At 62.4% G+C, this 21,274-nt stretch carries 18 protein-coding genes; 2 read left to right on the top strand and 16 right to left on the bottom strand.

Going from position 1 to position 21,274, the window contains the following annotated elements; all coding sequences use genetic code 11:
* Positions 1 to 313: 313 nt before the first annotated feature.
* From glnT to GSQ83_RS24120, 9 genes are all read right to left on the bottom strand, one after another.
* Positions 314 to 1,618 (bottom strand): type III glutamate--ammonia ligase, encoded by a 1,305-nt coding sequence (gene glnT / locus GSQ83_RS24160; protein ID WP_371418067.1) that lies wholly within the window; start codon positions 1,616 to 1,618, stop codon positions 314 to 316.
* Between the two features lie 87 nt (positions 1,619 to 1,705).
* The gene (locus GSQ83_RS24155; RefSeq protein ID WP_158805425.1) at positions 1,706 to 3,043 is read right to left on the bottom strand and encodes an FMN-binding glutamate synthase family protein; all 1,338 of its coding nucleotides are present in this window, start codon (positions 3,041 to 3,043) and stop codon (positions 1,706 to 1,708) included.
* A 5-nt stretch (positions 3,044 to 3,048) separates the two neighbouring features.
* Complete coding sequence (locus tag GSQ83_RS24150; RefSeq protein WP_158805424.1) at positions 3,049 to 3,744, bottom strand: protein glxC; 696 nt, start codon at positions 3,742 to 3,744, stop codon at positions 3,049 to 3,051.
* Between the two features lie 5 nt (positions 3,745 to 3,749).
* Positions 3,750 to 4,649, bottom strand: a complete 900-nt coding sequence (locus GSQ83_RS24145) for a glutamine amidotransferase family protein (RefSeq protein WP_158805423.1) — start codon at positions 4,647 to 4,649, stop codon at positions 3,750 to 3,752.
* Between the two features lie 100 nt (positions 4,650 to 4,749).
* A complete protein-coding gene (locus tag GSQ83_RS24140) occupies positions 4,750 to 5,409 on the bottom strand; it encodes an XRE family transcriptional regulator (protein ID WP_158805422.1) in 660 nt (219 codons plus the stop codon).
* A gap of 67 nt (positions 5,410 to 5,476) precedes the next feature.
* Positions 5,477 to 6,082: a sarcosine oxidase subunit gamma gene (locus tag GSQ83_RS24135; protein ID WP_216850546.1), complete on the bottom strand. Its 606-nt coding sequence runs from the start codon at positions 6,080 to 6,082 to the stop codon at positions 5,477 to 5,479.
* Complete coding sequence (locus GSQ83_RS24130; protein WP_158805420.1) at positions 6,075 to 9,119, bottom strand: sarcosine oxidase subunit alpha family protein; 3,045 nt, start codon at positions 9,117 to 9,119, stop codon at positions 6,075 to 6,077. The genes GSQ83_RS24135 and GSQ83_RS24130 overlap by 8 nt, the downstream gene beginning before the upstream one ends.
* Entirely contained in the window at positions 9,119 to 9,400 is a 282-nt protein-coding gene (locus GSQ83_RS24125; RefSeq protein WP_158805419.1) for a sarcosine oxidase subunit delta, read from the bottom strand. Before GSQ83_RS24125 ends, GSQ83_RS24130 begins: the two co-directional genes overlap by 1 nt.
* Positions 9,401 to 9,414: 14 nt before the next feature.
* Entirely contained in the window at positions 9,415 to 10,674 is a 1,260-nt protein-coding gene (locus GSQ83_RS24120; protein WP_158805418.1) for a sarcosine oxidase subunit beta family protein, read from the bottom strand.
* Positions 10,675 to 11,101: 427 nt separating this feature from the next.
* On the opposite strand from GSQ83_RS24120, the gene GSQ83_RS24115 reads away from it, so the two are divergent.
* A complete protein-coding gene (locus GSQ83_RS24115) occupies positions 11,102 to 12,712 on the top strand; it encodes a serine hydrolase (protein WP_158805417.1) in 1,611 nt (536 codons plus the stop codon).
* A 46-nt stretch (positions 12,713 to 12,758) separates the two neighbouring features.
* Here the strand turns inward: GSQ83_RS24115 and speB are convergent, their stop codons facing one another.
* On the bottom strand, positions 12,759 to 13,724 hold the full coding sequence (gene speB, locus GSQ83_RS24110) for an agmatinase (RefSeq protein ID WP_158805416.1): 966 nt from the start codon (positions 13,722 to 13,724) through the stop codon (positions 12,759 to 12,761).
* A gap of 82 nt (positions 13,725 to 13,806) precedes the next feature.
* The gene (locus GSQ83_RS24105; RefSeq protein ID WP_216850545.1) at positions 13,807 to 14,721 is read right to left on the bottom strand and encodes an MBL fold metallo-hydrolase; all 915 of its coding nucleotides are present in this window, start codon (positions 14,719 to 14,721) and stop codon (positions 13,807 to 13,809) included.
* 109 nt (positions 14,722 to 14,830) lie between these two features.
* On the opposite strand from GSQ83_RS24105, the gene GSQ83_RS24100 reads away from it, so the two are divergent.
* Entirely contained in the window at positions 14,831 to 15,784 is a 954-nt protein-coding gene (locus GSQ83_RS24100; protein WP_158805414.1) for an isoaspartyl peptidase/L-asparaginase family protein, read from the top strand.
* A gap of 13 nt (positions 15,785 to 15,797) precedes the next feature.
* Here the strand turns inward: GSQ83_RS24100 and GSQ83_RS24095 are convergent, their stop codons facing one another.
* Genes GSQ83_RS24095 through GSQ83_RS24075 form a run of 5 tightly spaced genes read right to left on the bottom strand, consistent with a single transcriptional unit; the run spans position 15,798 to position 21,232 of the window.
* Entirely contained in the window at positions 15,798 to 16,856 is a 1,059-nt protein-coding gene (locus tag GSQ83_RS24095) for an ABC transporter ATP-binding protein (RefSeq protein ID WP_254065877.1), read from the bottom strand.
* A complete protein-coding gene (locus tag GSQ83_RS24090; RefSeq protein ID WP_158805413.1) occupies positions 16,856 to 17,845 on the bottom strand; it encodes an ABC transporter ATP-binding protein in 990 nt (329 codons plus the stop codon). Before GSQ83_RS24090 ends, GSQ83_RS24095 begins: the two co-directional genes overlap by 1 nt.
* On the bottom strand, positions 17,842 to 18,705 hold the full coding sequence (locus GSQ83_RS24085; RefSeq protein WP_158805412.1) for an ABC transporter permease: 864 nt from the start codon (positions 18,703 to 18,705) through the stop codon (positions 17,842 to 17,844). The genes GSQ83_RS24090 and GSQ83_RS24085 overlap by 4 nt, the downstream gene beginning before the upstream one ends.
* Entirely contained in the window at positions 18,702 to 19,634 is a 933-nt protein-coding gene (locus GSQ83_RS24080) for an ABC transporter permease (RefSeq protein ID WP_158805411.1), read from the bottom strand. Before GSQ83_RS24080 ends, GSQ83_RS24085 begins: the two co-directional genes overlap by 4 nt.
* 14 nt (positions 19,635 to 19,648) lie before the next feature.
* Positions 19,649 to 21,232: an ABC transporter substrate-binding protein gene (locus tag GSQ83_RS24075; RefSeq protein ID WP_158805410.1), complete on the bottom strand. Its 1,584-nt coding sequence runs from the start codon at positions 21,230 to 21,232 to the stop codon at positions 19,649 to 19,651.
* Between the last annotated feature and the right edge of the window lie 42 nt (positions 21,233 to 21,274).

Genomic DNA, 21,274 nt, shown 5'->3' with positions numbered 1-21,274 from the left:
TACTGGTTCAGACGATGTAGGGTGGGTTGTCTTTTGTATGAACCGTGCTCATTCCACCAGGTTATGCTCGGAAGGCCGAGCATCCACGTCTCTGCTCGCGTGACGAATGCGAGGCGTGGATGGCACGGCATGCCCCAACTGCCCCCGCGTGCCATGACGATGTCAGGGGCGCGGCTCAGTAATAGATCATCACACTCAACTTTCGCTGAATCGATGTCGTCGTGGAGCGGGAATGCCGCTAGATTGGAGTGGGGACGGGACGGAATTTTCCGCTCTGCAACAAAGTCCTTCGATCAGCAGTGTGCCCGGTGGCTCAGCAGTCAAGGGTGGTTTGCCGCTCCCACTCTGTAAGGTGGCCGCAATAACTATCCCACTCAGCATGCTTCAGTTTGAGATAGGGCTCGACAAGCCCGCCCCCCAGCCGCTTGCGCAGTGGCGCTGAGATTTCGAGCGCACGCAGAGCGTCGAGCAGGTTGAGCGGCAGGCGTTTGACGTCCTTGTGCGCGTGGCCCTGCGCATACATGTCGATGTCGAGCGGTGTGCCTGGATCTCGCTTCTCCTCGATGCCGTCGATTGCCGCCGCGATGATACCCGCTTGCAGTAAATACGGATTTGCCGCCCCGTCCGGTAGCCGCATCTCGAACCGCCCGCCGCCTGGGACGCGGATCATATGCGTGCGGTTGTCGCCACCGAAGGTCACGGTGTTGGGGGACCAGGTAGCGCCCGATATCGTGCGCGGCGCATTGATCCGTTTGTAGGAGTTCACGGTCGGATTAAGAAGCGCGCATAACGCCTCCGCGTTGTGAACCAGGCCGCCCACGACGTGGTAGCCGATCGGAGAAAGACCCAGTGGATCGCTATCTTCGCTGGAGATATTTCGCTCGCCTTGCCAAAGCGACACATGCGCGTGGCAGCCGCTGCCGGTGAGATGCAGGAATGGCTTGGGCATGAAAGTGGCGCGCAGCCCATGTTTCTCGGCGATCGAGCGGGCAAGAAACTTGAAGAAGACATGGCGGTCGGCTGTGACCAGAGCCTCGTCGAACAGCCAGTTCATTTCGAACTGCCCGTTCGCATCCTCATGATCGTTCTGATACGGCTCCCATCCCAGATCCGCCATCGCGTCGCAGATTTCGGCGATGACATCATAGCGGCGCATGAGGGCGGAAGCGTCGTAGCAGGGTTTAGCCGCCGTGTCGCCCCCGTCGGCGATGGCCTGCGCATCCGGTGTCACGAGAAAGAACTCGCATTCGACGCCGCTTTTCACGGTGTAGCCAAGCTGCGCCGCCTGGGCAATCACGCGCCTGAGCGCGTTCCGTGGTCCCTGTTGGATCAGCTCGCCACGCATGTAAAGATCAGAAGCGACCCAGCCCACCTCCGGTTTCCAAGGCAGCCGCACGAAGCTTGCTGGATCTGGCATAGCGATCAGATCGGGATCTGCGGGCGACATGTCGAAGGCCGCGGCGAAACCCGCGAAGCCTGCGCCGTTCTTCTGCATGCCGGCAATCGCGGAGGCCGGCACCAGTTTGGCACGCTGATGGCCGAGAAGATCCGTGAAGGAGATCAGGAAATAGCGAACACCATGCGCTTCAGCCAGCACCGCGAGCTGTTCTTCCTTCAATCGGAGTTCCTCGGCCATCAATGTTCTGTCTCCGAAAGGTTGGGATGATGCCGCGGCGAGGCTACGCAGGGCGGGGTAAGTGAGGCGTCAGAAACCAGCTTTTCCAGGATACCAATCGGTCCCCGCCAGGGGGATGCGCGCCATTGCGGCGGCCTCCATGGTCAATGCGACCAAGTCCTCTGGCTCCAGATTATGAAGGTGGCTTTTCCCGCAGGCCCGCGCGATCGCCTGTGCCTCCAGCGTCATCACGGAAAGGAAATTTGCGAGCCGCCTGCCACCAACAATCGGATCGAGCCGCGCGGCGAGCGCCGGATCCTGAGTGGTGATGCCGGCCGGGTCGCGGCCCTCATGCCAGTCATCATAAGCACCGGAGGTCGTGCCAAGCTTCTGATATTCTTCTTCCCAAGCCGGGTTGTTGTCACCGAGAGCAATCAGCGCCGCCGTTCCGATTGCCACCGCGTCAGCGCCCATCGCGAGGGCCTTCGCCATATCGGCGCCGCTGCGAATTCCGCCCGAAACGATCAGCTGGACCTTCCGATGCATCCCGAGATCCTGCAAAGCCTGCACCGCCGGGCGGATCGCCGCGAGGATCGGCAAACCAACATTTTCGATGAACACATCCTGCGTCGCGGCGGTGCCGCCCTGCATGCCGTCCAGCACAACCACATCGGCGCCAGCCTTCACCGCCAGCGCGATATCGTAATAAGGCCGGCTGGCGCCCACCTTCACAAAGATCGGCTTTTGCCATCCGGTAATCTCGCGCAGCTCCTCGATCTTGATCTCAAGGTCATCGGGGCCTGTCCAATCCGGATGACGACAGGCGGAGCGCTGGTCGATCCCCTCGGGCAGATCACGCATCTTCGCCACGCGCTCGGAAATCTTCTGTCCGAGCAACATGCCACCGCCGCCTGGCTTAGCACCTTGGCCGATCACGATTTCGATCGCGTCAGCACGACGCAAGTCATTCGGGTTCATCCCGTAGCGCGATGGAAGGTACTGGTAGATCAATGTCGCCGAATGGCCGCGCTCCTCCTCCGTCATGCCACCATCGCCGGTCGTCGTCGATGTTCCGGCGAGCGTGGCGCCACGTCCTAGCGCCTCCTTTGCTTGACCCGACAAAGCGCCGAAGGACATCCCGGCGATCGTCACGGGAATCTTGAGCTCGATCGGCTTTTTCGCGAGCCGACCTCCGAGCGTGACCTTGGTGTCGCAACGTTCGCGATACCCCTCCAGCGGATAGCGCGAGATGGAGGCGCCGAGAAACAGCAGATCGTCGAAATGCGGAAGCTTGCGTTTCGCTCCACCGCCACGGATATCGTAGATTCCGGTGGCGGCGGCACGGTTGATCTCGGCGATCGTATGCCGGTCGAAAGTCGCCGACTGGCGCGGCAATGTCTGCGGTCCCGGTTTTGAAGGTGCGGTCATGGGCCTCAATACGAACTCACATTGTCGACATGGAAGTGATAGAGGCTGCGTGCCGACCCGTAGAGTGCGAAGTCTCGGACGTCGAACTCGGAGAGTTCAGCGCGCAGGAGCAGGGCCGCAAGCGTAGCGCGGTCCGCCTCATTCATTTCCTTGCGCTCGCAATCGGCACCGAGGCTTTTCACCGCTCCGCGAACGAACAGCCGAGCCTCGTACAAACTGTCCCCGAGAGCTTCTCCCGCGTCGCCGCAGACAACCAGATTGCCCGTCTGGCCCATGAAAGCGCTCATGTGACCCACGGAACCACGCACGACGATATCGATGCCTTTCATCGAAATGCCGCAGCGTGCACCGGCGTCACCCCGGACCACCAGCAGGCCGCCGCGACCGGTGGCACCAGCCGCCATGCTGGCATTGCCAAGGACACGCACCTCGCCGCTCATCATGTTCTCGGCGACACCTGGACCCGCATTTCCTTCGATGGTGACAATGGCCTTCTGGTTCATACCGGCCGCGTAGTAGCCGACATGTCCCCTGACTCTCACGCGTATCGGCGCGTCGAGCCCGACCGCGACAGCGTGCCGGCCACGCGGATTGAGGATCTGCCAGGACGTGCGGTGAGTGTCGGCGGGCAGCCCATGCAGTTGTTCGTGCAGCTCCCGCAGAGGCACGCTCGCAAGGTCGACGGTCTCGGAATGCGGCATGGCATTCAAGCCTGACGCTCCCAGAAATAGACCTTCTGCGGTTCGGGCTCGAAGATTCGCGCATCTTCGATGCCAGGCAAATCGACCAGGGCGCGGTATTCGGAACCGAAGGCCACATAGTCGTCGGTTTCGGCCATCACCGCCGGCTTGCAAGCTATGGGATCGCGCAGCACGCCGAAGCCCGACTTGGTGCCGACCACGAAAGTGTAGAAGCCGTCGAGATCGGACAGCGCGGCCGTGAGCGCCTCATCGAGCCGCGCGCCCTGCGCGAGCCTCCAAGAGAGATAGCCCGCCGCGACCTCCGTATCGTTCTCGGTCTCGAAGACCTGCCCATCGGCTTTCAGAATGCGGCGAATGGCGTTGTGGTTCGATAGCGAGCCGTTGTGGACAAGGCACTGATCCGCGCCCGTCGAAAACGGATGAGCCCCTGCGATTGTCACCGCGGACTCGGTCGCCATCCGCGTATGGCCGATCGCGTGAGTGCCGCCCATGGCTGTCAAACCAAAGCGGTCCGTGACGTCCTCAGGCAACCCGACACCCTTGTAGAGTTCCATCGTGCTGCCCGTTGCCACCACCTTCACCTCGGAAGACAGGGCAGCGAGCGCGCTCCTGGCTTCCTCAACTGCCAGGGAAGGCACCGACAGGACGGCATGATCGTCATGACAGGTGACCGAGACCGCGATGTCGAGCCTCTGGCTGAGCGCGCTCGCTAGTGCCGAGAAATCAGTATCGCGATGGCCGCGCAGCGTCATCTTCACGCGCTCCGCGACTGGGCTTCCATAGAGGGCGAAGCCTGTGCTGTCAGGGCCGCGGTCGCTCATAACCCTCAGCATCTCGGTCATCCTCCGGCCAAGCTGAGGCTCCAGCGCCGGGTTCTTTAGGAACAGACCAACAATGCCGCACATCGCTATGCCCCAACCTGGCGACTAACCGTGAAATTAGGCTACGAGCGCGCCCAGCCCAGGTCAACCGTCACGAATAAATCTTTCTCAACAGGAAAGCGGGTCAGTCTAGCCGGCGCGGGTAGACGATGATCGAGAGATAGGTCATCGGCTTGTCCGTGAGTTCCTCTGGGCCATGCGGCGCCGCGCTGTCGAAGAGCAGCGTATCGCCGGCGGACAGATCGTAACTCCGGTCGCCGTGGCGATATCTCACCTTCCCCGACAGCATATAGATCAGTTCGATCCCCTCATGGCGGAAGCTCGTATAGGGCCGCGCCTCCTCATGGAGGGTGATCAGATACGGTTCCATGACGACCGGGCCACCCAGCACGTGCCCCAGAAGCTGGTATTCGTGCCCAGCCTTGGTGCCGCGGCGCTCGATGACCACGCCCTGCCCCTTCTTGACGAGAGAACTGTCCCGCCGCTCCTCAAAGGTCGAGAAGAGGTGGCTCAGGGGCACGTTCAAAGCGCCGCACACCGCCTGGAGCGTGGCGAGCGACGGGGAGATTTGGCCGTTCTCGATCTTGGACAGCATGCCCAGCGAGATTCCGGCCGAGGTCGCGAGTTCAGCACCCGTCAGATCGGCACGGCGGCGCAGCAGACGGATTTGCGCCCCGAGCGATTCCTCGAGCGTCATCTCCCGCACCGGCGCGGCCGACGAACCAGTCGGCAGATTGCCGTCCGGCACCGGCTCGTTCAGGGAGGACGATCGGGTCGAAGCCATATTTCCTCAGCGTCGCGCCACGGATCGATAGACCACGCCGCGCGAAGCCTGTCACGCCGGGCTGCCCTCACCCAGGAGGCAACACCGTGATCCCAAACTCTTCGCCGGCGGGAAGCAGCCAGCCGATGAGCGAGCCCGCGTAGCCGCGTGCGACGGCGATCTCATAGCTTGGCGTGTCGTCCAGTTGCCAGATCTGCACACCGATATGGCCGGCCAAGGTGAGCGCGGTGTCCCCCGGAGTGAAGGCGCGCGGATGGAGGTCGATCGCCAAGCCCTTGGCGAGGGTTTCGCGAGTGCGTGAACCGCTTAGGCGCAGAACCGACCGGCCGTCACTCTGGTCGGTCAGCGAGGCGAGGCTACCGAGACGATCCTTGAGGCTCAATTCCAGGTCGCCCGTGCCCTCGGCGATGGCGAGCCATTGGGCACCGCCCGACCAGAGGAAGGCAAGCCGCCCGTCCCCGGCGCGTCGTGGGGTCGTCGGCAGTTCGAGGCCCCAGGACCTCTGCACCGCGACCGCGAGAGCGCCCCCCTGTCCGCGTCTCGCGGCGAGGTTGACAATGTGCAACCCGGTTCGTTCCTGCACGACAAGGCCATCCTGGCCGGGTTGGCCGTAGTGCCCGGGCTGAAGGACAGCCGCCAAAGGCGAGCGGGACAGAAGGCCGATTTCAACCACGGAGGCGGTCTCCCGTTGGATCAACAAGGACTGGGGACACAATCTCAACTTCCAGATCGCCGCCTCGCACAGGGTCATAAGCCCGGACGACTTCGCCAAGACGCTCAGTCCCGCGCTGCAACAGGCCAAGGCCGATCCAATGACCAAGAGCGGGGGAATAGGCCACGGAGGTCACATAGCCCTCGTCATTGGCAGCAAGATTCTCCACGTTCCTGGCGAGAAAATGCGCCCCCGCTCGAAGTCGCGCGGCGCGGTCCCAAGGACGAATGCCGACCAGCACCGGCCGATCGGTGGCCGTGAGCCCAGCGCGCTGCGCCATGGCCTTGCCGATGAAATCCTTCGTCTTTGACATCATGCGGCCGAGGCCAATATCCGCGGCGGTGGTTTGGCCGCTCAGCTCATTGCCGGCCGGATGTCCCTTCTCAACGCGCAACACGCCTAGCGCCTCGATGCCATAGGGTGTGACGCCGAGCGGTTTTCCGATCTCCATCAGGCGGCGCATCAGGGCATCACCATAACGAGCCGGCACCGCGAGTTCGTAGGCCAGTTCACCGGAGAATGAGATGCGGAAGAGACGCGCCTTGAGACCGCCGCAGATCGTCAGCTCGGCACAGCTCATGTAAGGGAAAGCGGCATTGGAGATGTCGAAGCCCGCATCCACGACACCTTCGATCACCGCACGCGACCGCGGCCCCGCCACCGCGATTTGCGCCCATTGCTCGGTGACCGAAATCATCTGCACGTCCAATTCAGGCCATAACCACTGGCTGCAGAAATCGAGGTGCCGTGAAACGCTCACGGCATTAGCCGTCGTCGTGGTCATGAGGAACCGGTCGCCGGCCAGGCGAGCGGTCGTGCCGTCATCCATCACGAACCCATCTTCACGCAGCATTACGCCATAGCGCACGCGACCAATCGGCAAGGACGCGAAGTTGTTGGCGTAAACGCGGTCCAGCAGCACCGCGGCATCCGGACCTTGAATGTCGATCTTCCCCAGCGTGCTCACGTCGCAGAGCCCTACTGCCTCACGTACGGCGCGGGCCTCGCGCGTTGCGGTCACCAGCCAATCCGCCTCTCCGGGACGCGGGAAATATTGCGCGCGCAGCCACGGTCCGGTCTCCACGAAGACAGCGCCTTGCTCCGTCGCCCAATCATGCGTTGGCGTGAGGCGTGTCGGCCTGAACTCGTGGCCTCGGTGCCGACCTGCCAGTACGCCGACGGAGACTGGAGTATAAGGTGGCCGGAAGGTGGTGGTGCCGGTTTGGGCGATGGTCCGCTCGTTAAACTCCGCCATCAGAGCCAGGCCGTTGACGTTTGAGGTCTTGCCCTGATCGGTCGCCATGCCGAGCGTGGTGTAGCGCTTGAGGTGCTCAACCGCCCGGAAGCCCTCGCGCTGCGCCAGGGCGACATCGCTCGCGGCCACATCGTTCTGGAAATCGACGAAGGCCTTGCCCTTTCCGCCCCGCACCCGCCACAGCGGCTGCAACTCTGCGCTTTCGCCATCCGTCTCGGGAATGGCTGGAAGGCTCGTCTGGAAACCAGCCAGCCGCGCCGCCTCCGCCCCGGCCTGCGCGCCGGAGGCGAGGCAGTCGGCAAGCAGCGGGTCACCCGTCGCTGCGCCAGCCACCGCCATGCCGGGCGGCAGGTGCGACGGCGGCAGGAAGGCGGCCTTGGCTTCGCTCCAGACCGGCTTTCCGCCGTGGTGCGAGGTGAGATGCACCGTCGGGCTCCAGCCGCCCGACATGGCGAGCAGATCGCAATCGAAGTTGTGGCGCGTCCCCGCCGCATCGGTAACCACCGCACCCCGTAACGCCAGTCGGCCGCGTGTTTCGGTGATCCGAGCTCCAGCAAGTAGTTTTGCGCCCGCTGCTTCGGCTATGCGGCTTATCTCGGGCGTTACCTCGGCTCTCGCATCCACCAGCGCCGCCACCGCGACACCTGCGGCGGCGAGATCGGCGACTGTGCGCGCAGCATCGTCATTATTGGCGAAGACGACGGCCCGCCGGCCCGGCGCCACGCCGAAGCGGTTGACGTAGGTGCGAACGGCGCCCGCCAGCATCACGCCGGGACGGTCGTTGTCTCCGAAGACCAGCGGTCTCTCAAGGGAACCGGCACACAGCACATGCCGCTTGGCGATAATGCGCCAAAGGCGCTGGCGCGGCTGGAACATCGGCGGAACAGGCAGATGGTCGCCGACGCGTTCCACCGCGCCGTAGGCGCCGTCGAATACGCCGAAGACGCTGGTTCGTCGCAGAATGCGGCACTCCGGGGCGGCTCGCAGTTCCGCCTCGGCCTCGCGCAGCCACTCGAGAGCGGAGCGGTTGCCGATCATGCGACGCTCAGAGAGGAGACGGCCGCCGAGCAGGAAATCCTCCTCGCACAATACCACGCGCGCCCCTGCCCGCACCGCGGCCAGCGCCGCCATCAAACCAGCGGGACCGGCGCCGATCACCAGCACGTCGCAATGAGTAGTGGTCTTCTCATAGTGATCCGGATCGTGCGAGCCTGAGGCTCGACCCAAGCCAGCCGCGCGGCGGATCAGTGGCTCGTAGACCTTCTCCCAGAAGGATGCCGGCCACATAAAGGTTTTGTAGTAGAAGCCCGCCGCGAGAATCGGCGCCACAAACTGATTCACGCCCATCACGTCGAACCGCAAGGACGGCCAGCGGTTCTGGCTGGTTGCAGTCAAACCCTGGAACAGTTCCGCGACCGTCGCGCGGGTATTGGGCTCTCGCCGCGCGCCATCGCGCAGCTCGACTATCGCATTGGGCTCTTCCGGACCGGCGGAAAGTATGCCGCGTGGCCGGTGATATTTGAACGAACGGCCGACGAGCCGGACGCCGCTGGCCAGCAAAGCGGAGGCCAAAGTATCGCCGGAGTGGCCACTATAGCGCTGTCCGTCGAAGGTGAAATCCAGCAGGTTTTTCCTGTCGACTCCGGCTGCCTCGGCAAGCCGGAACGGCTGTGCCGGTCTCGTGGAGACAGCGGCGGCAGGCGCCGCGATTTCGCGCGGAAATGTTTCTGAGGCAGTCGACATCACGCGGTCACCGGACGGCGGGCCAGCGCGACGTCCTGCGCGAGAGTTACCGCGAATATCTCATGCGTTCTCACATCTCGCTCCACCACCAACCAGGCGTGGCAACCCGCCGCATGATACCAAAGTTCGCTGTGTCGGCCGGCCGGATTGTCCCGCAAATGGACATAGGCATTCCAGGTTTCGGCCGAGCTATCCGGGTGTGGGCGCCGCACGGTGGCGTCGCCATGATAGACAAACTCCTCAGCGCCACGCTCGCCGCAGAGGGGGCAGATGATCCGCATGATTGCTCCGCTCCTCAGTGAAGGTTCGGCTGAGCGCCGGCGCCTCGTTCGTCGATGGGATACCCCTGTGCGAAGCGATCTAAGCGAAGAGCCTTGGCGACTTCGTGTGGCTCATCCCGCGCGATAAGATGCGCAAAGCACCAGCCCGATGCTGGCGTTGCCTTGAAGCCGCCATAGCACCAGCCCGCATTGAGATAGAGGCCATCTACGGGAGTGCGATCGATGATGGGGCTACCATCCATCGACATATCCATAATGCCACCCCATTGTCGCAGCACGCGCAGCCGGCCCATGCCGGGCATCAGAGCCATGCCGCTCTCGCAAACATCTTCGACGACCGGAAGATTGCCGCGCTGCGCGTAGGAATTATAGCCGTCGATATCGCCACCGAAGACCAGGCCGCCTTTGTCCGACTGGCTGACGTAGAAGTGCCCGGCCCCGTAAGTCACCACACCGTCGAAAAAGGGTTTTAGTCCTTCTGATACGAAGGCCTGCAAAACATGGCTCTCGATCGGCAATCGCAACCCGGCCATAGCAGCGACGCGGGAGGAATTGCCCGCGCAGGCCAGGCCGATTTTGCCCGCTCCGATGAAGCCGCGCCCTGTCTCGACTCCGACGGCGCGACCGCCTTCCACCCGGATGCCGGTGACCTCGCAATTCTGGATAAGATCGACACCACGCTGGTCCGCCGCCCTGGCGTAGCCCCAAGCCACCGCATCGTGTCGCACCGAGCCCCCACGCGGTTGCAGCAGGCCACCTACAATAGGGAATCTTGCGCTATCGTAGTCGAAGAAAGGATACATCCGCCTGACCGCGTCACGGTCGAGCAACTCCGCATCCACCCCATGCAGGCGCATCGCATTGCCGCGCCGTGCATAGGCATCGCGCTGAGCATCGGAGTGGCAAAGGTTGAGCACACCTCGCTGGCTAACCATCGCGTTGTAATTGATGTCCTGCTCAAGCCCTTCCCAAAGTTTCAGGGAATGCTCGTAGAACGGAACGTTGCCCGGCAGCAGGTAGTTTGAACGGATGATCGTGGTGTTGCGGCCGACATTGCCGCTGCCGAGATAGCCTTTTTCCACGACCGCGACATTGGTGATGCCGTGCTGGCTGGCGAGATACCAGGCGGTCGCAAGCCCATGGCCCCCACCGCCCACGATGATGACATCGTATTGCGCCTTAGGCTCAGCGTCACGCCAGACAGGCGCCCAGCCACGCTGGCCGCGGAATGCCTGCGCCAGCACCTGAACGATCGAGTAACGTGTCTTAGCCATCAACAGGCTCCTCGGACGGCGTGGCGGCTCGCGGCTTCTAGGCTGCTCGAGGAAACGCGAGCCACTTGCATCTGACACTCCAGCCCACCCTCCGATCAAGCGGAGACGGGTCAATTCAGGGACGACGAGAAAGACGTGTCGCGGGCGTTTCTTATGCGCGCAATCCGGGCCGATAGCTGTCAGCGTGGCGACCGGCTTCACGGGAAGTCGACCTCTCCTCCAGTTTCAACGTCAGCCGCAGTAAGGTTCGACAGCCCTCACGGCGAGACCGGCATCTCAGCTCGAAGTCGAGGGGGAAGTGGCGCGATCGCGGATTCAGAAGCGATAGGCTGACGGCCGTTTTTAAAAAAGAGTCTTGCCGCTCAGGCGCATCCCTCTCTATTCATCAGGGCAAAATGATAGAAATCTTATTGGGGACAGCGGCATCATGATCGTCGCCTTGGGCAAGAATGCAAGCGAGGCAACTCAGAAGCCGCGCCCATCTCGTTCCGCTTCAATTTCCGTCCTCCTCATGGGATTGGTGCTTGGGAGTCCGGCTCTTGTGAACCAGGCATGGGCGGCGGACGACCCGGCGACGCAACCGACGATCGAGGCGCGTGTGCAAGCGATGGTCCCGAATGTCGAGGCCTATGCCACGAACGGTATGAAGTCCTTCGACTGTCCTGGCCTTGCAATCGGCATCGTCGTCGATGACAAGCTCATCTATGCCAAAGGCTTCGGCGTCCGCAGCAAGATCGGTGGAGTCCCAGTCGATTCACAAACTCTTTTTCAGATCGGGTCGGCAACCAAAAGCTTTCTCGCGACAACCCTGGCTTTGATGGTCGATCGTGGCAAGTTGCATTGGGATGATCGTGTGACCGACCTCGACCCGGAGTTCCAGTTGAAGGATGCCTGGGTCACCAGGGAGTTCAGAGTTTTCGATCTTCTCGCCCAGCGTTCGGGCCTCCCGCCCTATGCGAATGATGGCCTGTCTTTTTTGGGTCTGGATGAGACGGCGTTGATCCACTCCCTACGCTATGTCGAACCCGTATCGAGCTTCCGCTCGACCTTCGCCTATACCAATATTACCCATTTGCTAGCGGGCCGCATTGTCGCAAAGGCTGCCGGTGCAGCCGACTGGAATGCCGTGCTCCAGAAAGAGCTCCTCGATCCCTTGACGATGAGCGACACGTCCTACACCGCTGCCGCGATGGAACGCGCGTCCAATCACGCTGCCGGCTATCGCTGGACGCCGCAGGGCACGGTCGAGGTGCCCTTCACCCAGATATTCCCCTATTCCTACGATGGTGCGGGCGACATCAACTCCAATGTCGAGGACATGTCGCGCTGGATCCGGTTTCAACTTGGCCATGGCGCCTTCGCGGGACGTTCCATCGTCTCGCCCGAAAATCTAGCGGTAACCCATACGCCGAAGGTCGCGATAACCGAGAAGATCTCCTACGCGATGGGTTGGATCATCCAACAAACGACGAATGGCACCGTCGTCTGGCACAATGGGGGCACACCGAGCTTTGGAGCGTTTATGGGCTTGGCGCCCGACAGGAACGTCGGGGTCATCGTCCTCAGCAACGAAGGCAATGTGGGTTTCCCGGACGGGCTTGGTGCCTGGATCCTCGACCGCGTGCTCGGCAATCCCGAGACCGACTACCTGGCAGCGACGATCAAACGCGCGACCGCGAGCTATGATAAGGACGCCCAGCAATTCGCGAATCCCTTAACGCCAGCACCTTCGCCGCCACTTGCGCCGCTGGTTGGCTCTTTCGCCAACCCCGGCATCGGCAAGGTAATGGTCAGCGTGGAAGGCGATGGCTTGGTCATGGAGTTAGCGGCGACCGGGGCAAAGCTAAGGCTTGCGCCTTGGAACGGCGATGTCTTTACCGCTAGTCTCATGCCCACAGGACAATTCGCCGCGTTGGTGGCGAATAGCGGTCCTTCGCCCGCCGGCTTTGTCCAGTTCCAAGCGGATAAAACCGCGAAACTCGATGTGCTCCACCTATTGCTGACTGATAGCCAAGCCTACGATTTCCAGCGTGAATAATGCGTGCCCATGCGGTTAGGCTGCAGGTTTGCTTTCCAGGACAGGTTCACGCTCTACCGCTGAAGGCTGGGCCTCCCGCGATGGCGCAGAGCAGCTCGAACATCATCGTCGCTCCGGTTAGAGCGGTGAGGCCGGACGGGTCGAAGGGCGGCGACACCTCGACCACATCCGCGCCAGTGATGTGTAGAGGGTGCAGAAGACGCAACATCCGCTGGGCCTCTCGCGTCGTGAGGCCGCCGATCTCCGGCGTGCCGGTGCCGACCGCGAAGGATGGGTCGAGACAATCGATATCAAAGGTCACGTAGATCGGCCCTTCGCCCAGGATTGCGCAAGCCTCCGCCATGACGGCATCGACGCCGCGCGCCTCGACCTCCTCGACAAAGATGATGCGAATGCCTTGCGAGCGAGCATAATCGAAATCCGTCGGGTGGTAGATCGAACCTCGGATGCCGATCTGCACAATTCGCCGGCCGTCGAGCAAACCCTCTTCGATGGCGCGGCGAAAGGGCGAACCGTGAGTATAGGGGTTGTTCCCGAAATACGTGTCGTTGGTGTCGGAATGGGCATCGAATTGGATGAGTCCTACAGGCACGGTTTTCACTAAGCCGCGCAGGATCGGCAATGTCATCAGATGGTCGCCGCCAGCCGAGATTGGAATCGCACCCTGCGCTGCGATCTCCCTGAAGAAGCCCTCGATGCGTGAGAGGGAATCCAGAAGATCAATTGGGTTGACCGGCGCATCGCCTAAATCGCCGACACGAATGCGGTCATATGGAGAGATGCCCGACTCGTGATGCGTGCGGCGAATGAGGCTCGATTGGTTGCGAATCTCGCGCGGTCCATGCCGGGCGCCGGGCCGGTTGGTGGTGCCTCCATCGAAGGGCACGCCTACCAGCGCCACATCCAGCTCCGCGGCGCTGGAGAAGACGGGCAGGCGCATGAAGGTCGAGAGCCCGGCAAAGCGGGGGGTCAACGCTGCATCGAGTGGCTGAGGGTATTTCGCATCGGTCATAGATGAACCTCGGCACTTTGCCAGCTTCGGGGCCACGTCGCGTCACGCGCCGGAACCGCTTCTTGATCCCTCAAAGCGAGAATCACTCTACGGGCTCCCCGTCATAAAGCCGAAACGATGTGGCCGCGCCGGTAGACTGGGTGATCCAGACGCGTCCGAAGCGTGCTTCAAAGATTGGATAGCCAAATACGTCGGAAGTCTCGCGGCAATCTGCCCGACCATCCAGCACGGCCCGCAGAGCCGCGATCGTGTCATCGATCAAGCTTACCTCCGCCACCGCCCGCGCGACATGGCCGCAGCAGATCACTCGCAGATCGCCGGCCAGCTTGAAGAGCCGAAGCGTCGAGGCCAAAAGACTCGCCGCTGACGACTCATCATAATGGACGTAGAGAGGGCCTTCGGTAAGCGTGTCCCCCGCGAACAGCACCCCCCGCTCGGCGTCGACAAGACAAATTCCGTCGGGGCTATGGCCCGGCGTGTCGATGACGCGCAGCCGGCGGTCGCCGAGGTCAATTTCGTTACCGTCACGCAGAAGTCCGGTGGCCGCGATGCTGCCCGGCCGCCACTCCTCGGAGTTGAACGTCAGGGGAAATTCGCGGGGCTGGGTCTCGGGCGCCATCGCAAAGGCATCAGGATCGACCTGGATTCGCTCCCGCGCCTCGGCGATAAAGCCGTCATAGGTCCGCAAGTATCGGTCCAGCAACTGCCGGGAGGCAGGAAGACGCATTAGTGGGCCACTCGCCACCGAAGCCAGCCGCTCCTTGAAGGCCGGGTTGTTGCCGATGTGGTCAAAATGGTAATGGGTATTCACCACGACGACAGGACGATCCGTGAGACTTGCGACGATAGGCGCGATCGGCGCAATGCCCGTTCCGGTGTCAAGCAGCGCCGCACGCTCGCTGCCGATATAGAGCCAGCTCACCACATGCAGGGGCTCGGCAATCATCCAAAGGTCCGGCGCCACACATCGGACCTCGAACCAGTCCTCAGACATCATCTTCGCCCTTTCCGTGTAGGTAAGCTGCGTCCTGCTAAGGTCAGTTGCCGGCTCCCTGCCCGGTATTGTTCTCTCCGCGACCTCACATTGCTACAGAAGGAATATCGGTATGGGCTCCATCGCGCTCGGCATACACGGTGGCTGTGGTGTAATGCCCAAGCAGGAACTTAGCGAGTCCGACTGGGCCGCCGCACGGTCTGACTTGGCCTTGGCGCTGCGGGCCGGATGGCGCGTGCTGCGCGAAGACGGCCGGGCCGTCGCGGCGGTCGAGGCGGCGGTCGTTTCGATGGAGGAGTCGCCCTATTTCAACGCGGGTCGGGGCGCCGCGCTGACTACTGCCGGAAAAGCCTCGCTCGATGCCGCGATCATGGATGGCGCGACGCTGAGGGCCGGCGCGGTGAGCGCCGTGGAGCGTTGCCGCAACCCCGTGAGGCTCGCGCGCGCGCTCATGGACGAGGGCCGTACCGTCATGATGACGGGACCCGCAGCCGATCGGTTTGCAGAAACGCATGGGCTTGAGATTGTTGATCCCGAATTTTTCATCATCGAGCGTCAGCGGCAGGCTCTCACAGCCATGAAGGCGCGGCGAGCATCCGGAACGGCGGCGACAGCGAGCGAAGCCGAGAAACATGGGACTGTCGGAGCCGTCGCGCTCGACTCCGCAGGCCATTTGGCCGCCGCCACCTCCACCGGAGGCTTCACCGATAAGCCTGTCGGTCGGGTGGGTGACTCGCCGATTATTGGGGCAGGGACCTATGCCCGTGATGGCGCTTGCGCCGTTTCCGGCACTGGCGCCGGCGAGTATTTCATTCGCCACGTGGTCGGGCACGAGCTCGCCAGCCGGATGGCGTATCTCAAGGAGGATCTTGGGACCGCGGCCACAAAGATCATCATGGTGGATCTGTCAGCGCATGGGATCGGCGCGGGGCTCGTGGCCATCGACTACGCGGGCCGGGTGGTGGCGCCCTACAATACCATGGGCATGTACCGTGGCTGGGTCACGACCGCAGGCGAGGCTTACGTCGCAACGCATGAGACGGTGTTTCCGGCCGAGCTCCACTAGCAGGTTGGTCCGTCTAGAGGGCTGCCAGCCCATCCTCCGCAGCGGCGATGTGGCAGGCAGCCAGGCGGCCGTCAAGCAGCGGCTTGAGTTCCGGACGAACGGTCATGCAAAGCGCGATAGCGTCCGGGCAGCGCGTATGAAATGGGCAACCCGGCGGTGGGTTCACCGGGCTGGGAAGTTCGCCCCGGACGGCGTCCGAAGTGCTGCGAAGCCTGGGGTCTAGTTCCGGTGCGGCCTTCAGAAGTGCCTGCGTATAGGGATGACGGGGGCGGGTAAACAACGCCTCGGTTTCGGCCAGTTCAACGACGCGGCCGAGATACATGACGGCGACGCGATGCGACAAATGACGGACCAGACGCAGGTCGTGCGCGATGAATAGCACGGTGAGTTGCAAGCGTTGCTGCAACTCCAGCAACAGGTTTACCATCTGCGCCTGGACTGACACGTCCAGCGCCGAGACCAACTCGTCCGCGACCAGGCAATCAGGTTCCAGAGCCAATGCGCGCGCGATGCCGATGCGTTGGCGCTGACCGCCGCTGAACTCATGGGGCCGGCGGCGTGCGGCACCGCGCGGCAAATGCACGAGATCCATCAGCTCGTTGATACGACCTTCAATCTCGCGAGGCGGGCGCATTCGGTGAACGGACAACGCCTCCGCCAAGGTAGCGCGCACCGTCATGCGTGGATTCAGCGAGCCATAGGGGTCCTGGAACACCATCTGAACGCGGCGGTTGAAGCGGCGCAGATCCGCACCCTTCAGGCTTCCGACATCCAAGCCGGCGTAAGCGATGCGCCCAGAATCAGTACGATAGAGGCGAACCAGGCAACGCGCGAGTGTCGACTTGCCGCAGCCGCTCTCGCCGACAATGCCGAGCGTTTCGCCGCGGTGAATGGTGAGATCGACATCCGACAAGGCATGCACACGCTTGCGCGGCTCGCCACGGATCAGGCTGCGGAGCGATTGCCTGCGTGGAAAGGTTTTAGTAAGCTTCTCGACGACCAGCAGCGGCGCTCCCGGCGACGACGGTGCAGCTTCGGTCGATAGAACGGGCAGAAGGCCAGTGTCCATCATCACGCCGCCCATTCCGCTTGCTGCAAGCGATCACCATGGACGCAGGCGGCCAGCCTACCGCCGCCGATCGAGATCAGGGGCGGCCGCCTCACCTCGCAGGCGGCGGTCGCGAAGTCGCATCGTGGGATAAAGGCGCAGCGGTCGCCGACTGTGCCCGGAGGCGGTGGTGCTCCGCCGATTGGCCGCAGCGCCTGCCGGATCCGCCGCGCATCCGGCACCGACTGCAGCAACCCGAGGGTATAGGCGTGCCTAGGTGCCGCGAAAACCGCCGACACTTCTCCGATTTCCGCGACACGCCCGGCATACATAACCGCCACGCGGTCACAGCTCTGCGCGACCACGCCGAGATCATGGGTCACGAGGATCACCGCCATGCCGAGTGTTTCGCGCAGCCGCAGCAGAAGTTTGAGGATCTGGTCCTGGATCGTGACGTCGAGCGCGGTTGTCGGTTCATCCGCCAGCAGAAGCGAAGGATTGGAGGCAAGCGCGATCGCAATCATCGCGCGTTGCCGCATGCCGCCGGAAAACTGGTGAGGGTAATCGTTCACTCTCTGCGCGGCCGCCGGGATGCCGACCAGATCCAGAAGTTCAACCGTACGGTTGCGTCGGGCCGTACGCCCGAGATCCGTGTGCGCGCGAAGATTTTCCAGAATCTGACGCCCCACGCTCAACACGGGGTTGAGCGCGGTCATTGGCTCCTGGAAGATCATTCCGATCTCCCGGCCGCGGATGGCGCGCATCTCCGGTTCGCGCAGCGGCACGAGGTCACGCCCACGCCACAGGATCTCGCCGGAGACTCGACCTGGCGGCCGGATCAACCGCAGGATCGATCGCAGCGTCATGCTCTTGCCGGAGCCGGATTCCCCGACAAGGCCGAGGATTTCACCCTCCCTGACGTCGAGATCCACACCATCGACCACCGTGAGAGCGCCGTTGTCGGTCGCAAGAGTCGTTTGCAGCCCGCGTAGCAAGAGCAGCGGCGCTCTCATCGGCGCACCGCGAGCAGATCAGCGACGCCATCGCCGAGCAGGCTCAGGCCGGTGCCGCAGACGACGATGGCGGCGCCGGGGAACACCGTCATCCACCAGGCAGTGTCCATGAAGTTCTTGCCGTCGGACACCAGCACGCCCCATTCCGCCGTAGGTGGCTGTGCGCCGAGGCCAAGATAGCCGAGGCTGGAGCCGAGCAGGATGTCGAGCGCCATGTCGGTCATCCAATAGACGATGACCGCCGTCATGGCATTCGGCAGCAGGTGGCGAAAGATGATCCTGGCTGCGCTATAGCCCATCACCTGCCCGGCCGCGGCGAAATCCGCCTGGCGCAAAACCATCACCTGGGACCGCACGAGCCTGGCGTAGAAAACCCAGCCGACGCTGGTGACGGCGATGTACACGTTCACCAAGCCCGGACCCAGCACAGCCACAATGGCGATCACCAACACGATGAACGGAAAGGTGATGACCAGATCGACGATGCGGCCGAAGATCGTATCCGCGATGCCGCCATAGTAGCCGACGAGAGAGCCGACGGCAGTGCCGATCAGCAAAGGCGGGATCGTGCAAAACAATGCGATCTGGATGTCGATCCGCGAGGCCCATATGATGCGGGACAGCACATCTCGGCCAAAATTGTCGGTTCCGAACCAGTGCGCCGCGCCGGGCCCCACCTGCAGATTGTCGTAATCGAAAGCGAGCGGGTCGTAGGGAGCGAGGAGGCCGGGAGCAATGGCAGCCAGCAGGAAGCCGGCGGTGATGATTGCGCCCAGGATGAAGGCGGAGGGCGGTCTTTTCCAAACACGGCGTGGCTCAGTCGCTGGCGCGACGGACAGAGTTGGCACCGTGCTGCTCATGCGTGCAGCCGCGGATCAAGCCAGCTTTCCATGAGATCAGTCGCGAGGAAAACCAGGGAAACCAACACGGCGAGGACCAGTGTTACTCCCTGTACGACAGGGTAGTCGCGGCCAAAGATCGCGTCGACAAGCAACCCACCGATACCCGGCACCGCGAAGACGTTCTCCGTTATGACGGAATTCCCGAGCAACACGCCGATATTCAAGCCGAAGAGCGCGACCGTGGTGATGAGCGAGTTGCGCAGAACGTGACCCGTGAGCACGCGCCAGGGAGTAATCCCTTTCGCGCGCGCGAAATCGACGTAGTCCGCCCGCAGCACACCGATGATCGCACTTCTCAGGTTGCGCATCAGCACCGCCGCCAAACTCAAGGCCAGGGTAAAGGCCGGCAGGATGAGGTGATAAACGGCGCCCCAGAAGCCCTGACCGAGACCGCCAACAGGAAACCAATGCAGGCGCGCGCCGAGGAAACCCAGCAGGAGAAGCCCGATGTAGAAGACAGGCGAAGACAAGCCGATCTGGAACAGCCCGCGCAGCGCCAAATCGGGCAAGCGGTTCTGTCGCAGAGCGGCAACAAAGGCCAAAGGTAGCGCCAGCACAAGCGCGATCACGGCGGCAAAACCTACCAGACACAGAGTAACAGGGAGCCGTTGCAAAATGACCCGCGTCACAGGAATGCGCTCAGTGACCGAGACGCCTAGATCGCCATGAGCCAGGCGCCCGAGGAACAGGAGAAACTGCACCCAGATAGGCTTGTCGAAGCCCATCTGGGCGTTGATGCGGGCTAGCGATTCAGGTGTTGCCCGATTGCCGAGCAAAGCGCTGGCCGGATCGCCCGGCAGGAGCCGAAGCAAGACAAAGACGACGACGCCAATCAGTATGAGCGTCGGGATGATTTGCAACAGCCGTCCAGGGATCCTCGCGAGCATAACGCGACCCCGATTTACTTCTCGATATACGCCGCCTCGAACATATCATTGCCGAGCGGGCTCTGCCGAAAGCCGATGACGTTTTTCCGCGTGGCGGCGGCGAATGGGCTTTCATAAAGGAAGAACATCGGCGCACCGGCGACGTAAATTTGCTGCAGCTCTTTGTATTCCGCGACACGTTTGGCGGGGTCGAGTTCGACCTGGCTCTGCAGGAACAGCTTGTCCGTGCGGGCATCCTGCCAGCCGCTGAACTGATTCCTGATATTGGGGAAATAAGCGAAATAGGAGGTGATCTCGTTCGGATCGGCGATGTCGTTCGTCCAATAGGCGGTGCGGATCTGGTAGTCGCTCTTGTGCTGCCGCGCATCCATGGTGGGCAGGTCCATTTGCTGGATGCTGAGCTTCACGCCCAACTGCCCCCACATCTGCTGCAAAGTGGCGAGTGTCGAGGAATCGTTCGCTTTGCCGGCCTGCGCGAAAGCTGTCAGGCTAAACCCATTCGGGAAGCCCGCCTCCGTTAGCAGAGCCTTCGCCTTCTTCATGTCAAAGCTGTAGGCGGGACCGAGATCCGCATAGAGCGGCGTCGTTGACGGCATAAAGGAATGCATAGGCGTACCCAAGCCATGCGTGACGACTTGAATCACCGCCTTTTTGCTTATGGCGTAATTCAGCGCCTGGCGCACCTTCTCGTTCGAAAGCGGGTTCGGTGTGCCGTCGTTCAACTTCGGGTCGGCATTGAGCTGGAGATAGGTGATTTGCGTGGAGGGGAAGAGGTCCATGGTCAGATTGGTGTCGCCCTGCAACTCATGCGCGCGCTCGTATGGCACAAACTCGGTTGCGTCGATCTGCCCTGCTTTCAACTGCAAGATGCGCGTGGCGTCATCTGGCACGACTGTCAGATTGACCTCGTCGAGATACGGCAACTGTTGTCCGGCCTCATCCTTCTTCCAGTAATAAGGATTCCGCTTCAGCACCATGTGGCTGCCGCGCTGCCAGGATGCCAGAACGAACGGCCCGCTGCCGATCGGGTGCTCGGCAAAGTTCTGGGCCTTTTCGGCATCGGTCCCGCCCTTGGCGGCTTCGAAGAGCTTGTGCGGCATGATCGCGGAATTGAAGGTCGCCAGTGCCGCGGGCAAGCTGGGATCGGGATTCTTCAGCGAGAGGACAATCGTGTCGTCGCCCTCCGCTTTCACACTCGCCACGGAAGCGAGAAGGAAGTTCCAGATGCCGTTCTTCGGATCGACCGCCCTTGTCAGCGACCAGATAATATCATCCGTTGTCACCGGGCTTCCATCGGCGAACTTTACGCCAGGGCGCAGTTTGAGTGTGAGTGTCTTGCCGTCGGCCGAGGGCGTCCAGGATGTCGCCAAACCAGGTATAACTGATTTACCGTCCGCGGAAGGCAGCAGCAGCGTGCTGTAGAGGTTGGTCAGGATCCAGATGTCGACATTTGCATTGTTGAGGACGGGATCCAGCAACTGAGAGTCGGCGTTGCGCGCGAAATTCAGCGTGCCACCAGTGACCGGCGCCGCATAGGCGGCCGATGTTGTGAGGAGAGCGCCCAGGGTCAGGGCGGTTCGCAGCAGCATCGACTTCATGAGTGTCCGTCCCGGATCATTTCGTCCAAGCTAACGGTAGAA

This window comes from Acidisoma sp. L85 (assembly GCF_009765865.1).
Taxonomy (GTDB): Bacteria; Pseudomonadota; Alphaproteobacteria; order Acetobacterales; family Acetobacteraceae; genus Acidisoma.
This window is presented reverse-complemented; position numbering and strand designations above follow the sequence as displayed.